We start from the raw sequence: 13,460 nt of genomic DNA on the forward strand, positions 1-13,460 counted from the left end.
ATGCGTCCCCCGAGGTGGAAGGACACGAACGGTCAGAGAATCGAGAATTCCGGCCAGTGCCGGATTACTCGGGAAACACCTGGATGTCGTGGCGCAGCCCGGGTTCGGCCCAGGTCAGCAGGCGCTTGCCGAAGCTTTCCAACGCGGCCGTGTCGCGCTTCGGCAGCCATTCGTACGGCGTGAGCACGAGCGTGGCCGCGTCGCGGGTGGTCTTGAGGTCCCAGGCGCCCTTCACGAAGCCGCCGACGAGCAGCGTGCCCTTGACCAGACCGTTCTGGCTGATCACGCGCTTGCGGTGCTCGTCGCGGATCACGCGCGTGCGGTCGGCGTAGGAGAGCAGCGGCTGGTCGAACGGCGCCAGCAACCGCGGCGGCGCGGGGACGTCCTCGCCGGGCAGTGTCGCGCCGGGCAGGTCGTAGAGCGTGCGGCCGGCGGTATCGACGTACGTGCGCAAGTCCATCCCGTCGATCACTTCACCGAGCTTCGTGAGACCCGACCACGCCTGCGCGTCGGCCACCGTCGCCGGGCCGAACGCCGCGAGGTAGCGCCGCACGAGCTGTTCGGCCGAGGGCACGGCTTCGGTGCCGGCCAGCCAGCGGTCCGCGAGCTGGTACGTCGGCCGGCCGGCCTGACCCCACACGCCGCGCGGCGGGATCTGCACCAGCGGCAGAAGACAGCGCGCCAGGTGCATCAACGCGTCGCTCTCGCGCTCGGGCCACTTCTCGGCGAGCGCGGCGCCCAACTGCGCGCTCGTGTGCGGGCGGCCCGCGAGCAGTTCGCGCGTCACGGCCGCCACCTCGCCGTGGTCGAGGCCGGCCACGCGGGCCGCGTGCAGCGTGTTCGTGCGGAGGTCGCGGTCCATGATCGGCTGCACGAGGGGGCGCCACGCCAGCGCGTCGGCCGCCGTCACGAGGTGCACGGTGCCGCGCATCAGCACGATCCGCGCCACGCTGCGGTCCAGGAGCAGCTTCGCCAGGTCGTGTGGCTTGAAGCCGTGCAGCCGCGCCCACAGCGCGTAGTACGGCGGGAACGGCGCCTGCGCCTGCAATCCGGCGAGGTGCTCGACGGCCGCCAGCGCCGGCATCGATGCCCGGCGCAGCAGCAGCTGCCGATCCATCGTCGCGCGGTTGAGGGCTCGCAGACTCAGCTTCATGCGCCCGAGCGTAATGGGCATTGCGGACAGAATACGTCCTCGACGAGCACAGCCGAACTGACCTGATCCATAATTCCGGCCATGGCAGAGCTGGCAGCCCCCGCGGTCCGCGACTGGGACTTCCCCCGCGGCACCGCCAGCGTCCTGCTCATGCTCGGGTTCGCCGAGGACCACGGTGTGCCCGCCGAAAAGCTGCTGCCCGGTACTCCGCGTGAGGCGCTGTCCGGCCCGGACCGGCAGGTCGACGCGCGGCAGGAGCTGGCCGTGGTGCGCGCCGTCGCCACGCACACCGGCGGTGGCGACGACGTCGCCCTCGAACTCGGGCGCCGCTATCGCGTGACGACGTTCGGCATCTTCGGCTTCGCGTGCATCAGCAGCCCGACGATGCGCGACGCGATGCTGTTCGCGTTGCGCTACCTCGACCTGAGCTTCACCTTCTGCATCCCCCACGTGGAGCTCGACGCGAACGGAATCAGCCTGGTGCTGGACGATTCGCGCGTACCCGCCGACGTCTCGCGGTTCCTCGTGCTCAGGGACCTCGCCGCGATTCACACCGTGATGAGCGACCTGCTGCCGGGGATTTCCCCACGGGGCCTCGAGTTCCGGCATCCGGCACCGCCGTCGACGAAGTCCTATGTGGACACCTTCGGCGTCGAACCGGAATTCGGCGCCGAACGTCACCGCGCCGGCTTCGATCCCGCGTTCCTCACCATGCCGTTGCCGCAGGCCAACGAACAGACCGTGGCCCTGTGCGCCGCCCAGTGCGATGCCCTCGTGGCCCGTCGCCGCGAACGGTCCGGCATCTCCCAGCTCGTGCGCGAACGCCTGGTGCGCCTGGGCGGCGTCGACGCCGGCATGGACGAGATCGCGCGCCAGCTCACCGTCAGCCCGCGCACCCTGCGTCGCCGGCTCACCGACGCCGGCACCGGCTACCGCCAGCTCGTGGACGAGGTCCGCCAGACGCTCGCCGAGGAAATGCTGGACACCGGCGCGTTGTCCGTCGAGGATGTCGCGCTGCGCCTGGGTTACGCCGAGGCGTCGAGCTTCATCTACGCGTTCAAACGGTGGACGGGGACGACTCCGGCGGCCTACGCGCGCCGTTCCGCTCCGCGAGCACTGCCGGGTAGGTGACCTCGATCAGGCCCATGATCGATTCCACGAGGAAGGTCCGCAGCTCGGCGCGGTTCAGCGTGCCGCGGATCAGCCATTCGCGAGACGCCGCGCGCAACATCCCGCCGTACGACCGGATCATCGCGCGCAGCTCTTCCCGGCCCTCGGTGACGTCGGTCATCAGGGCCCCGGCCAGCACGCGGTCGGCCGCGACATCGTCGGCCTCCAGCATGATCCGCTCGATCTCCGGGTCACGGCCGGCGGACTCCGGGCCGATCGCGGTGAGCCACGCGTCGCGGTTGCGGTCGACCACGTCGATCCAGCGCTCGATGCCGACCTCCAGCCGGCGCCGCACGGGGCCTTCGGGCAGCGACTCGACCACGGGCGCGGGCACGATCATCATCTGCCGCACGACCTCGAGGTAGAGCTCGCGCTTGCCGCCGAAGTAGTGGTTGATCAGGGGCCTCGCCACCCCCGCGGCCGCCGCGATGTCCGAAGTGGACACTGACGCGTAGCTGCCGGCCCCGAACAGGCGCCGCGCCACCGCGAGGATCTCGGCCCTGCGCTCGGCCGGTTCCAGCCGGCGCCGCGTGGGCCGGGTTCCGGTGCTCATCGTGCCAGCCTTCTCGTCCTCCGTCCCGCTGTCAACAAGTTGTTGACTGCACGTAAAGACCGTGTCCCGCTGTTGTGTGTGACGGTATTTGTACGGTCGACCCGGGCCGTTACTGAACCGGAACAACCGGCCGGTAACTTCGCCGACCGCTGGGACGACGGATCGAACGGGGGCTGGGCGCGGTGGGGTAGGAGCAGATGAGCGATGCGGAGGGTGGCACGACTCGGCCTGCGGGGCGCTGGGTCAGCGTGCGCTTGCAGCACCGCCAGGTGCGCGTGGACGAACCGTGCTGCACGGGCGAGTGCCGCGGCGAGTGCGCGGCGGACCTGTCCTACGACGGCATCGTCATCAGCAACTACGACGAGGGCGCGCTCGTCAGCGAGCGCTGGATCCCGCTGGGTGCCGAACCGAGCGAAGAGGACGACGAGGTCCTGATCGAGCAGCTGCGCGCCGCCATGCTCTGGCAGGCGCGCCGGCCGCCGAAGACCACGACGGGGGAGTGAATCGCCGCCGGGCGGGACTTTCCGGCGGCAAGTGTCACTTCGGCAGGCTCTGCGGCTCAGGCGCGCAGGCCGTCGAACGCCATCTTGCACACCGCGTCCGCCAGCTCCTCACCCGACGAGCCGCGCCGCGGCCGGTACCACTCGATCAGCGAGTTCACCGTGCCGAACAGCAGCCGCGCGGCGACGGCGGGGTCGATGTCCGGCCGCACGTCACCCTCGGCCTCGGCCTGCTTGACCAGATCCGTCACCAGACGGTCGAACTCGCGCCGGCGGGCCAGCGCCGAACGCTCCACCTTTGTGTTGCCGCGCACGCGAAGCAGCAGCGTGACGAACGGCAGCCGGTCGGCGAGCACCAGCACACTGCCGCGCACGAGGTGCTCCAGCCGGTCGATCGCACGCCCGTCGAGCTGCTCGGTGGACGCCGCGACCTCGAACAGCCCGTCGAGCGCCCGGTCCACCGACAGCCGCAGCAGCTCTTCCTTGCTGCGCACGTGGTGGTAGATCGCCGACTTCGTGATGCCCAGCTTGCGCGACAGGTCTTCCATACTGGTGCCGTCGTAGCCGCGCTCGTTGAACAGCTTCACCGCGACCTGCAGCAACGACTCCAGGTCGTACCCGGGTCGCCCCCGCCGGGCCGGAGGGGGCGTCACGTCTTGTCTCGTTCGTCGATCACGCGGCGCATTTTGCCAACTGAACGCTCCAGGGTGTCCGGCTCCACGATGTCGACACCCACCGTCACACCGACGCCGTCCTTCACACCCGCGATCAACGCCGCCGCCGCAGCCGCTCGCGCGTCAGCCGACGCGTCGTGACGCGCCTCCACCCGCACGGTCAGGTGGTCCAGCCGCCCCCGCGTCGAACGCACCAGCTGGAAGTGGGGGCTCAACGCGTCGGTCCGCAGCACGATCTCCTCGATCTGCGTGGGGAAGACGTTGACGCCACGCAGAATGATGAGGTCGTCGCTGCGCCCGGTCACCTTCTCCATGCGCCGGAACGCGGGCCGCGCCGTGCCCGGCATCAGCCGCGTGAGGTCGCGCGTGCGGTAGCGGATGATCGGCAGCGCCTGCTTCGTCAGCGACGTGAACAGCAGTTCGCCCTGCGCGCCGAACGGCAGAACCTCTTCGCTGAACGGGTCGATCACCTCGGGGAAGAAGTGGTCCTCCCAGATGTGCAGGCCGTCCTTGGTCTCCACGCACTCCTGCGCGACACCCGGCCCCATCACCTCGGACAGGCCGTAGATGTCCACGGCGTCGAGCGCGAAGCGTTCCTCGATCTCCGCGCGCATCTGCTCGGTCCACGGCTCGGCGCCGAAGATGCCGACCTTCAGCGAGCTCGCCCGCGGGTCCACGCCCTGGCGCTCGAACTCGTCGAGCAGCGTGAGCATGTACGACGGCGTGACCATGATGATCTCGGGCTTGAAGTCGGTGATCAGCTGCACCTGGCGCGCAGTCATGCCACCCGACGCCGGGATCACGGTGCAGCCGAGCTTTTCCGCGCCGTAGTGCGCGCCAAGCCCGCCGGTGAACAGGCCGTAGCCGTAGGCCACGTGCACCTTGTGCCCGGGGCGCCCGCCGGCCGCGCGGATCGAGCGCGCCATCACGGTCGCCCACGTGTCGATGTCGCCCTCGGTGTAGCCCACGACGGTCGGCTTGCCCGTGGTGCCGCTGGACGCGTGGATGCGCCGGATGTCCTTCTGCGGCACGGCGAACATGCCGAACGGGTAGTTGTCGCGCAGGTCCGCCTTGGTGGTGAAGGGGAACTTCGCGAGATCGGCCAGTTCCTTGCAGTCGTCCGGGTGCACGCCTGTCTCGTCGAACTTCTTGGTGTAGAAGGGCACGTTGGCGTAGGCGTGCCGCAGTGTCCATTGCAGTCGTTCGAGCTGGAGGGCGGCGAGCTCGTCGGCAGACAGCTTCTCGGCTGTGTCTTTCATCGGGTTTCCCGGCTCTTCTCGATGACGCGGCTGCGGCCGCGGAACTCGGCGACGACCTCGGGCCCTTCGGGGGTGTCCCGGTGCACGGTGACGTCGTAGATGCCGTTGCGGCCGTAGCGGGTGCGCTCGGTGGCCGTAGCGGTGAGGTAATCGCCGAGGCGGCCGGCCGCGACGAAGGAGATCTCGGCGCCGGCGGCGACGGTGACCGGTCCGTGGGTGTTGCACGCGAGGGCGAACGCGGTGTCGGCGAGCAGGAACAGGTAGCCGCCGTGGGCGATGTCGTGGCCGTTGACCATCTGCTCGGTCACCTTCATCGTGGCGACCGCGCGTCCCTCGGCAGCCTCCACGAGTTCGATGCCCAAGCCCTTCGACGCCTCGTCGGTGTCGAACATGGCGTGGGCCGCGTTGCGCGCCGTCACGTCGGGCGACCTCCCCGTGAGAAACTGACCGAATGGCCGGTAATCCAGGCCCGCGGCTAGTAAAGATGTGCCGCAGGTTCCCTGTCAAGCACCAGGACTTCCGATCAGCCGGTGAAGCGGCTACGATGGAATTACTGAACGTCCGGTTGGTAAATCGGTACGACACGGCGAGAGGGTCGGGCCCCATGGTTTTGCTCCGCAGCTACGTCTCCGGCGGCTGGCACACGGCGACGGACGAGGGGGCGCCGCTGCACGACGCGGCGACCGGTGAGGAGGTCGCCCGCGTCTCGTCGACCGGTGTCGACTTCGCCGGCGCGCTCGACTACGGCCGCCGCGTGGGCGGTCCCGCCCTGCGTGAGCTCACGTTCCACCAGCGCGCGGCCCTGCTCAAGGCCCTCGCGTCCCACCTGCGCGAGCACCGCGAGGAGCTCTACGCGGTGTCGGCGCGCACCGGCGCCACGCTGGGCGACTCGAAGTTCGACGTCGACGGCGGCATCGGCGTGCTGTTCAGCTATGCCTCGAAGGGCAAGCGCGAGCTGCCCAACGACACCGTCTACCTCGACGGCGCGGTGGAGCCTCTGAGCAAGGGCGGCACCTTCGTCGCGCAGCACGTCGCCGTGCCGCTGCACGGTGTCGCGATCCAGATCAACGCGTTCAACTTCCCGGTGTGGGGGCCGCTGGAGAAGTTCGCGCCCGCGTTCCTCGCCGGTGTACCGAGCCTGGTCAAGCCCGCGAGCCAGACGGCCTACCTCACCGCGAAGCTCGTCGAGCTGATCATCGAGTCCGACATCCTGCCCGAGGGGGCGCTGCAGTTCATCGCCGGCAGCGTCGGCGACCTGCTCGACCACGTGACCGCGCAGGACCTGGTGTCGTTCACCGGTTCCGCGTCCACCGCGCAGAAGCTGCGCGCGCACCCGGCGGTCGTGCGCAACTCCGTGCGATTCAACGCGGAGGCCGATTCGCTGAACTGCTCGATCCTCGCGCCCGACGCGCGGCCGAGCACACCGGAGTTCGACCTGTTCGTCAAGCAGCTGGTCACGGAGATGACCGTGAAGGCCGGCCAGAAGTGCACGGCGATCCGCCGCGCGTTCGTGCCCGAGGAGATGCTCGACGACGTCGCCGAGGCCGCGAGTGCGCGCCTGGCGAAGGTCGTGGTCGGTAACCCGACCGCCGAGGGCGTGCGGATGGGTGCGCTGGCCAGCCTGGAGCAGCGCGAAGAGGTCCGCCGTTCGCTCAAGGCCCTGCTCGACGCCGGCAGCGTCGTCTACGGCGACCTGGAGCACGTCGACGTGGTCGGCGCCGACGAGTCGACGGGCGCGTTCATGTCGCCGGTGCTGCTGAAGGCCGACCCGCAGCGTTCGGAGCCGCACGAGGTCGAGGCGTTCGGGCCGGTGTCCACGCTGATGCCCTACACGTCGATCGAGCAGGTCATCGAGTTCGCCGCGCGCGGCGGTGGCAGCCTCGCCGGGTCGATCGTGACCGGCGACCCGGAGTTCGCGCGGACGATCGTGCTCGGCGTCGCGCCGTACCACGGCAGGCTGCTGGTGCTCGACGCCGACGACGCGAAAGAATCGACGGGCCACGGCTCGCCGATGCCGCAGCTCGTGCACGGCGGGCCCGGTCGCGCCGGTGGTGGCGAGGAGATGGGCGGCATCCGCGGCGTGCTGCACCACATGCAGCGCACGGCCGTGCAGGCCAGTCCTAAGGTGCTCAGCACCGTCACCGGCCGGTGGGTCGAGGGCGCGCCGCGCGTCGAGGGCGACCACCCGTTCCGCAAGTCGCTGGCCGAGCTGCGCGTGGGCGACTCCGTGGTGGCCGGCCCGCGCACGGTGACCCGTGCCGACATCGACCACTTCGCCGAGTTCACCGGCGACACCTTCTACGCCCACACCGACGAGGCCGCCGCGGCCGCGAACCCGCTGTTCGGCGGGATCGTCGCCCACGGCTACCTGGTCGTGTCGTTCGCCGCCGGCCTGTTCGTCTCGCCGGAGCCGGGCCCGGTGCTCGCCAACTACGGCCTGGAGAACCTGCGCTTCCTCACGCCGGTCAAGGAAGGCGACGCACTCACCGTGACGCTCACCGCCAAGCAGATCACCCCGCGCATCGACCAGGAGTACGGCGAGGTCCACTGGGACGCCGACGTCGTGAACCAGACCGGCGATTCCGTGGCGAAATACGACGTGCTGACGCTCGTTTCGAAGGAGCAGCCGTGACCGCTGTAGCTGAGGAAGACCTGCTCGGCCACTTCGAGCACACCATCGAACGCGACCAGCGCATCGAGCCGCGCGACTGGGTGCCCGAGGGCTACCGCAAGACGATGATCCGCCAGATCGCGCAGCACGCGCACTCGGAGATCATCGGCATGCAGCCCGAGGGCAACTGGATCACGCGCGCGCCTTCGTTGCGCCGCAAGGCGATCCTGCTCGCGAAGGTGCAGGACGAGGCCGGCCACGGGCTCTACCTGTACTCCGCCGCGGAGACGTTGGGCGCCGACCGCGCGGACCTCACCGACAAGCTGATCACCGGCCGGCAGAAGTACTCGTCGATCTTCAACTACCCGACGCTGACCTTTGCCGACGTCGGCGTGATCGGCTGGCTGGTCGACGGCGCGGCGATCTGCAACCAGGTGCCGCTGTGCCGGTCGTCGTACGGGCCGTACGCGCGGGCGATGATCCGGATCTGCAAGGAAGAGTCGTTCCACCAGCGGCAGGGTTACGAGCTGCTGATGACGATGATGCGCGGCACGCAGCAGCAGCGGGACATGGTGCAGGAGGCCGTGAACCGCTGGTGGTGGCCGTCGCTGATGATGTTCGGCCCGCCCGACGCGGAGTCGCCGAACACCGCACAGTCCATGGCGTGGAAGGTCAAGCGGCACACCAACGACGAGCTGCGGCAGCGCTTTGTCGACATGTCTGTGCCGCAGGCGGAGGCGCTGGGCGTCACCTTCCCGGACCCGGACCTGAAGTGGAACGCCGACCGGGAGCACTACGACTTCGGTGCCGTCGACTGGGACGAGTTCAAGAACGTGTTGCAGGGCAACGGTCCGTGCAACAAGGAGCGCGTTTCTCATCGGAAGCAGGCGCACGACGACGGTGCGTGGGTTCGTGAGGCTGCCGTTGCGCACGCCGCGAAGAAGGAGGGGGCGTTGTGAAGCACGATTGGCCGTTGTACGAGGTGTTCGTGCGGGGCAAGCGCGGGCTGAACCACGTGCACGTGGGCTCGCTGCACGCGGCGGACGACCAGATGGCGCTGCACAACGCCCGTGACCTGTACACGCGGCGCAACGAGGGCGTCTCGATCTGGGTCGTGAAGGCGTCGGACATCACCGCGTCGTCGCCGGACGAGAAGGACCCGTTCTTCGCGCCCAGCGGCGACAAGGTCTACCGGCACCCGACGTTCTACGACATTCCCGACAACGTTCCGCACATGTGAGGCCTTGATGTCCTTCGACAACGTCTATGAGGCCATCACCGAGGACAACGACGCCCGGTGGGCCTTCGGCACGGGCTTCGCCGACCCGCTGTCCGGTGTGGACACTTCGGTGCCTTCGGGCGTGGACGCCGCCGGCTTGGCAGCGTATTGCCTGATGCTGGGCGACGACGCGCTGGTGTTCTCGCACCGCCTGCAGGAGTGGGTCACGAACGCGCCGGAGCTCGAGGACGAGGTGGCGATCGCCAACATCGGCCTCGACCTGCTCGGCCAGGCCCGGCTGCTGCTGGCGCGCGCCGGCAAGGCCGACGGGACCGACCGCTCGGAGGACACGCTCGCGTTCCTGCGGGCCGAGCACGAGTTCCGCAACGTCCGGCTCGCCGAGCTCGGCGGAGGCCACTTCGGGCACCTGATGGCGCGGCTGCTCGTGTTCTCCACGTGGCGGCTGGCGTTGCTGCAGCAGCTCGAATCCAGTGTGGACCCGGTGCTCGCGGCGATCGCGGCCAAGGGCGTGAAGGAGCTGGCCTACCACCGCGATTACGCGGCGCAGTGGGTCGTCCGCCTCGGCGACGGCACTCCGCTGTCGCACGAGCGGATGCAGGAGGGGCTCGACGCGGTGTGGCCGTACGTCGACGAGCTTTTCCTGACGCACCCGCTGGAGCTGGTCGACGCCCCGACGCTGCGGCCGGAGTTCGACGTCGTGCTCGACCAGGTGCTGGCCGCGGCGACGCTGGAGCAGCCGACCGCGGGGGCCGTGGCCGGCGTGTCCGGGCGGACCGGGCGCGACGGCGTCCACACGGAGCAGATGGGGTTCCTGCTGGCGCACCTGCAGAGCGTGGCGCGGGCGATGCCGGACGCGACATGGTGACCGCGGTGTCGTCGCGCGCGGAATCCGTGGCGGCGACCGTCACCGACCCCGAGCTGCCGATGCTCACGCTCGCCGACCTGGGCGTGCTGCGGTCGGTGTCCGTGCAGGACGGTCGCGTGACGGTGGCCATCACCCCCACCTACACCGGCTGCCCCGCCATGGACACCATGCGCGATGACCTGGAGCACGCGTTGCTCGGCGCCGGCTACTCGGACGTCGAGATCCGCACCGTGCTCGAACCGGCCTGGACCTCGGACTGGATCTCGGCCGACGGGCGGCGCAAGCTCGCCGAGGCCGGCATCGCGCCGCCGGGTGTGGCGCCGCGGCGCGCGAGTGGACCGGTACCGCTCACGTTGTCACCGCCCGTGTCGCGCATCGCGTGCCCGCACTGCGGTTCGCTCGACACCGAGCAGCAGTCGCGGTTCAGCGCCACCGCGTGCCGGGCGCTGCGCCGGTGCCGTGCGTGCCTGGAACCGTTCGAACACGTCAAGGAGATCTGAGTTGACCAGCACGATTTCCCGGCGCACCGGCTTCCACTCGCTGCGGGTGGCCGACGTCGAGCGGCTGTGCGACGACGCGGTCGCCGTGACCTTCGACGTGCCGGAAGAGCTCGCGGAGACGTTCGCCTTCGCGCCCGGCCAGTCGCTGACCTTGCGCCGCACCGTCGACGGCCGCGACGAGCGCCGGTCGTACTCGATCTGCGCTCCGGCGGGCCAGCGGCCGCGCGTGGGCGTGCGCCTGGTGCCTGAGGGCGTGTTCTCGTCGTGGCTCGTGCAGGACGTGCGCCCGGGTGACGTCGTCGAGGTCTCCGCACCGACCGGGACCTTCACGCCGGATCTGACCACAGGCGGTCACCACGTGCTGATCGCCGCCGGTTCGGGGATCACTCCGGTGCTGTCGATTGTCGCGTCGCTGCTCGCGACGCCCGACGCCACCGTCACCGTGCTGTACGGCAACCGCCGCACGGACACAGTCATGTTCGCCGACGAGCTGGCCGACCTGAAGGACCGCTACCCGGCGCGGCTCGAGCTCATCCACGTGCTCTCACGCGAACCCCGCGAGGCCGAGCTGTTCACCGGCCGCCTCGACGCCGACAAGCTGCGCGCGCTGTTCGGCTCGCTCGTGCCGGTAGAGTCGGTGGCCCACTTCTGGCTGTGCGGACCGTTCGGGATGGTCACGGGGGCGCAGGAGGTGCTGACGGCCCTGGGCGTGGCGGAGTCGAGTGTCCACCAGGAACTGTTCTACGTGGACGACGTGCCGCCGGAGCCGGTCAAGCACGTCGACCCGGCGGTGGCCGGCGCCGCGTCGGAGGTCACGCTCATCCTCGACGGTCGCTCGACCACGATGAGCCTGCCGCAGGAATCGTCCATTTTGGACGGTGCGCAGAAGTTCCGGCCGGACCTGCCGTTCGCGTGCAAGGGCGGGGTGTGCGGCACCTGCCGGGCCCGCGTGACGGATGGTGCGGTGGACATGCGGCGCAACTTCGCGCTGGAGAAGGCCGAGGTGGATGCGGGGTTCGTGCTGACGTGCCAGTCGCACCCGGCGAGCGAGCGCGTGACGGTGGACTACGACGCCTGATCAGCGCCTGCGGCGCCGGCGCCGTGAACCGAGCGTCAGGTCTTCGGGGCCGTCCGGTTCGGTCGCGGGGCGGGTCGTCTCGGGCAGGCCCATGGCTTCGGCCGCGCGTTCCTGCGCCTGGGCGAACTTCCCCGACGGCCGGTCCTGGGCGCGCCGAAGCACCGAGGTCCGCAGCCGGTTGTACCCGCGCACGGCGACGGGCCGGCGTGACCGCAGCTCGTACTCCGGCAGCGGTTCGAGCGCGGCCGCCAGCTCGCGGTCGGCCAGCACCGTGCCGGGGCGGGCGACGGACGTCAGCCGCGCGGCGAGGTTCACGACGGAGCCGTAGACGTCGCCGAAGCGGGACAACACCCGCCCCGAAGCCAGCCCCGCGCGCACGGCGGGCAGGTCGTCGGAAGCGGACGTGCGTTCGGTGAGGGTGAGCGCGATCTCGGCACCTGACTCGGGGGAGTCGGTGACGAAGAAAACCTCGTCGCCGATCATCTTCACGATCCGCCCGCGGTGGTCGGCGACCACGCCCGCGGCCAGCGACTCGAACGCGTCGAGCACGCGGCTGAGCTCGTCCTCGTCGACCTCGCGGGTCATTTTGGTGTAGCCCACCATGTCGACGAAGCCGACGACCTGCGGCCGGGCCTCCAGGTCCTCGTCGGTGGCGAACGCGCGCCCGGCGAACGCCACGAGGTGGCGGCGCCACACGAAGTTCTGCACCTGCTCCAGCTCGGGCAGCAGCCGCGCGACGAGCTTGGTGACCTGGCTGTCGTCGAGGCCCGGGTTCTCGGCGATGAGCGACCACAGCATGTGCACCTGCCACTCGGCCAGGCGCGACAGGTGCTGCCCGAGCGCCCGCGTCACGGCGACCTCGAGGTTGCGCGCGACGAGCCCGGACGCGATGAGCTGGTCGGCGGTGCGCATGGCAGCGACGTCGGCGTCGGTGAACACCACCTCGTCGTCCTCGGCAGCCGCAAACCCGAGGGCGCGCCACAGCCGGCGCGAGCGTTCCTCGGGCACACCGGCCTTTTCCGCGACCTCCAGGCGCGTGTACTTGCGCGGCCCGCCGAGGAGAAGCTTCTCGAGCTGGTGCTGCACCTCAGGGGATTCGGCCACGGCTCAGGTCGTGTGCACGATCAGCACGTCGACACCCGACTTGCGCGCCACCTCCGCCGGCACCGAGCCGAGGATCCGCCCGGCGAGCGTGTTGAGGCCGCGGTTGCCCACCACGAGCAGGTCGGCCGACGTCTCGTGCACGACCTTGCGCAGCGCGTGCACCGGCTCACCGTTCACGGCGATGGTCTGGATGTCCTTCGCCCCGGCCTTCGCGGCCCGGTCGCGCGCGCTCTGCAACGTGTCCTCCGCCGGCGCCGACCCGACGACCTGGTAGGCCTCGTCGCCGAGCTCGTCCTGCGCCTGCTCCACGTCGTGCTTGCTGGCGGGGTAGTACGCACACACCAGGACCAGCTTCGCCTCGGCATCCGCGGCCACCCCCGCCGCCCGATCCACCGCGGCGAACGACGAGTCCGACCCGTCCGTCCCCACCACCACGGTCCGATAGACAGCCATCCGAAACCTCCCGGCAAGCCCGACTCGGAGCCTCACTGCCCCGCTTTTCCGGGGGAAGGTTACTCGCCAGTTGGCTCGCCCGCTGTTCGCCTCGGCTCCGCCGGGGCGAACAGCGGGCTCGCTGGTGTTTTCTGCCTCGGCTCCGCCGAGGCGTGCGAGATCGCCTTTGAGCCGGTGTGGGGATCGGGCGGTCGGATCGGCCGGGCACCCGCCTCGACCCCGCCTACCACGCCCGCTTCGCCGACGGCAGCACGCTTGCGCTGCGTACCGACGGCGAGGCGATGGAAGCCGAGATCCGCG

The 13,460-nt window shown here is 70.2% G+C and carries 15 protein-coding genes; 8 read left to right on the forward strand and 7 right to left on the reverse strand.

The window, feature by feature from the left end; translation table 11 throughout:
* Window positions 1-64: 64 nt before the first annotated feature.
* The gene (locus tag AB0M56_RS48710; protein ID WP_364189948.1) at window positions 65-1,153 is read right to left on the reverse strand and encodes a winged helix DNA-binding domain-containing protein; all 1,089 of its coding nucleotides are present in this window, start codon (window positions 1,151-1,153) and stop codon (window positions 65-67) included.
* Between the two features lie 81 nt (window positions 1,154-1,234).
* Between AB0M56_RS48710 and AB0M56_RS48715 the strand changes: the two genes are divergently transcribed.
* Window positions 1,235-2,284: an AraC family transcriptional regulator gene (locus AB0M56_RS48715; protein ID WP_364189950.1), complete on the forward strand. Its 1,050-nt coding sequence runs from the start codon at window positions 1,235-1,237 to the stop codon at window positions 2,282-2,284.
* On the opposite strand, the gene AB0M56_RS48720 is transcribed toward AB0M56_RS48715, so the two are convergent.
* The gene (locus AB0M56_RS48720) at window positions 2,211-2,876 is read right to left on the reverse strand and encodes a helix-turn-helix domain-containing protein (RefSeq protein ID WP_364189953.1); all 666 of its coding nucleotides are present in this window, start codon (window positions 2,874-2,876) and stop codon (window positions 2,211-2,213) included. The two genes, AB0M56_RS48715 and AB0M56_RS48720, sit on opposite strands and share 74 nt — an antisense overlap.
* Window positions 2,877-3,073: 197 nt before the next feature.
* On the opposite strand from AB0M56_RS48720, the gene AB0M56_RS48725 reads away from it, so the two are divergent.
* Window positions 3,074-3,379, forward strand: coding sequence for a hypothetical protein (locus AB0M56_RS48725; protein ID WP_364189956.1), 306 nt, complete (start codon window positions 3,074-3,076; stop codon window positions 3,377-3,379).
* A gap of 56 nt (window positions 3,380-3,435) precedes the next feature.
* On the opposite strand, the gene AB0M56_RS48730 is transcribed toward AB0M56_RS48725, so the two are convergent.
* The 3 genes from AB0M56_RS48730 to paaI are packed head-to-tail and all read right to left on the reverse strand — an operon-like array spanning window position 3,436 to window position 5,701.
* Complete coding sequence (locus AB0M56_RS48730; protein WP_364189958.1) at window positions 3,436-4,029, reverse strand: TetR/AcrR family transcriptional regulator; 594 nt, start codon at window positions 4,027-4,029, stop codon at window positions 3,436-3,438.
* On the reverse strand, window positions 4,026-5,309 hold the full coding sequence (paaK, locus tag AB0M56_RS48735; RefSeq protein ID WP_364189961.1) for a phenylacetate--CoA ligase PaaK: 1,284 nt from the start codon (window positions 5,307-5,309) through the stop codon (window positions 4,026-4,028). Before paaK ends, AB0M56_RS48730 begins: the two co-directional genes overlap by 4 nt.
* Complete coding sequence (gene paaI / locus AB0M56_RS48740; protein WP_364189977.1) at window positions 5,306-5,701, reverse strand: hydroxyphenylacetyl-CoA thioesterase PaaI; 396 nt, start codon at window positions 5,699-5,701, stop codon at window positions 5,306-5,308. The genes paaK and paaI overlap by 4 nt, the downstream gene beginning before the upstream one ends.
* Before the next feature lie 212 nt (window positions 5,702-5,913).
* Here paaI and paaZ point away from each other — a divergent pair, with 212 nt between their 5' ends.
* From paaZ to paaE, 6 genes are read left to right on the forward strand one after another with little or no spacing between them, the layout of a single operon-like run.
* The gene (gene paaZ / locus AB0M56_RS48745) at window positions 5,914-7,941 is read left to right on the forward strand and encodes a phenylacetic acid degradation bifunctional protein PaaZ (protein ID WP_364189962.1); all 2,028 of its coding nucleotides are present in this window, start codon (window positions 5,914-5,916) and stop codon (window positions 7,939-7,941) included.
* Complete coding sequence (gene paaA, locus AB0M56_RS48750; protein WP_364189965.1) at window positions 7,938-8,879, forward strand: 1,2-phenylacetyl-CoA epoxidase subunit PaaA; 942 nt, start codon at window positions 7,938-7,940, stop codon at window positions 8,877-8,879. Before paaZ ends, paaA begins: the two co-directional genes overlap by 4 nt.
* Window positions 8,876-9,160 carry a 1,2-phenylacetyl-CoA epoxidase subunit PaaB gene (paaB, locus tag AB0M56_RS48755; RefSeq protein WP_220246877.1) on the forward strand — a complete coding sequence of 95 codons (285 nt, stop codon included), beginning with the start codon at window positions 8,876-8,878 and terminating at the stop codon, window positions 9,158-9,160. The genes paaA and paaB overlap by 4 nt, the downstream gene beginning before the upstream one ends.
* Before the next feature lie 7 nt (window positions 9,161-9,167).
* Window positions 9,168-10,025 carry a 1,2-phenylacetyl-CoA epoxidase subunit PaaC gene (gene paaC / locus AB0M56_RS48760; protein ID WP_364189968.1) on the forward strand — a complete coding sequence of 286 codons (858 nt, stop codon included), beginning with the start codon at window positions 9,168-9,170 and terminating at the stop codon, window positions 10,023-10,025.
* Window positions 10,019-10,525, forward strand: a complete 507-nt coding sequence (gene paaD / locus AB0M56_RS48765) for a 1,2-phenylacetyl-CoA epoxidase subunit PaaD (RefSeq protein ID WP_364189970.1) — start codon at window positions 10,019-10,021, stop codon at window positions 10,523-10,525. The genes paaC and paaD overlap by 7 nt, the downstream gene beginning before the upstream one ends.
* A gap of 1 nt (window position 10,526) precedes the next feature.
* Window positions 10,527-11,603 carry a 1,2-phenylacetyl-CoA epoxidase subunit PaaE gene (gene paaE / locus AB0M56_RS48770; RefSeq protein ID WP_364189972.1) on the forward strand — a complete coding sequence of 359 codons (1,077 nt, stop codon included), beginning with the start codon at window positions 10,527-10,529 and terminating at the stop codon, window positions 11,601-11,603.
* Here paaE and AB0M56_RS48775 read toward each other — a convergent pair whose 3' ends face one another.
* Both AB0M56_RS48775 and AB0M56_RS48780 read right to left on the reverse strand, forming a co-directional pair.
* On the reverse strand, window positions 11,604-12,707 hold the full coding sequence (locus AB0M56_RS48775; protein ID WP_364189974.1) for an adenylate/guanylate cyclase domain-containing protein: 1,104 nt from the start codon (window positions 12,705-12,707) through the stop codon (window positions 11,604-11,606).
* 3 nt (window positions 12,708-12,710) lie between these two features.
* Window positions 12,711-13,160: a universal stress protein gene (locus AB0M56_RS48780; protein ID WP_220246882.1), complete on the reverse strand. Its 450-nt coding sequence runs from the start codon at window positions 13,158-13,160 to the stop codon at window positions 12,711-12,713.
* Window positions 13,161-13,460 lie beyond the last annotated feature (300 nt).

The sequence above is a fragment of the Amycolatopsis sp. NPDC051372 genome (assembly GCF_040682095.1).
GTDB lineage: Bacteria > Actinomycetota > Actinomycetes > Mycobacteriales > Pseudonocardiaceae > Amycolatopsis.

What these genes read in the sequence shown, in the direction of transcription:
- paaC (WP_364189968.1), top strand. Translation starts at nt 9,168, where the DNA reads ATGTCCTTCGACAACGTCTATGAGGCCATCACCGAGGACAACGACGCC.
- AB0M56_RS48780 (WP_220246882.1), bottom strand. Translation starts at nt 13,160, where the DNA reads ATGGCTGTCTATCGGACCGTGGTGGTGGGGACGGACGGGTCGGACTCG.
- paaZ (WP_364189962.1), top strand. Translation starts at nt 5,914, where the DNA reads ATGGTTTTGCTCCGCAGCTACGTCTCCGGCGGCTGGCACACGGCGACG.
- paaD (WP_364189970.1), top strand. Translation starts at nt 10,019, where the DNA reads ATGGTGACCGCGGTGTCGTCGCGCGCGGAATCCGTGGCGGCGACCGTC.
- AB0M56_RS48725 (WP_364189956.1), top strand. Translation starts at nt 3,074, where the DNA reads ATGAGCGATGCGGAGGGTGGCACGACTCGGCCTGCGGGGCGCTGGGTC.
- AB0M56_RS48710 (WP_364189948.1), bottom strand. Translation starts at nt 1,153, where the DNA reads ATGAAGCTGAGTCTGCGAGCCCTCAACCGCGCGACGATGGATCGGCAG.
- AB0M56_RS48720 (WP_364189953.1), bottom strand. Translation starts at nt 2,876, where the DNA reads ATGAGCACCGGAACCCGGCCCACGCGGCGCCGGCTGGAACCGGCCGAG.
- AB0M56_RS48715 (WP_364189950.1), top strand. Translation starts at nt 1,235, where the DNA reads ATGGCAGAGCTGGCAGCCCCCGCGGTCCGCGACTGGGACTTCCCCCGC.
- paaI (WP_364189977.1), bottom strand. Translation starts at nt 5,701, where the DNA reads ATGTTCGACACCGACGAGGCGTCGAAGGGCTTGGGCATCGAACTCGTG.
- paaK (WP_364189961.1), bottom strand. Translation starts at nt 5,309, where the DNA reads ATGAAAGACACAGCCGAGAAGCTGTCTGCCGACGAGCTCGCCGCCCTC.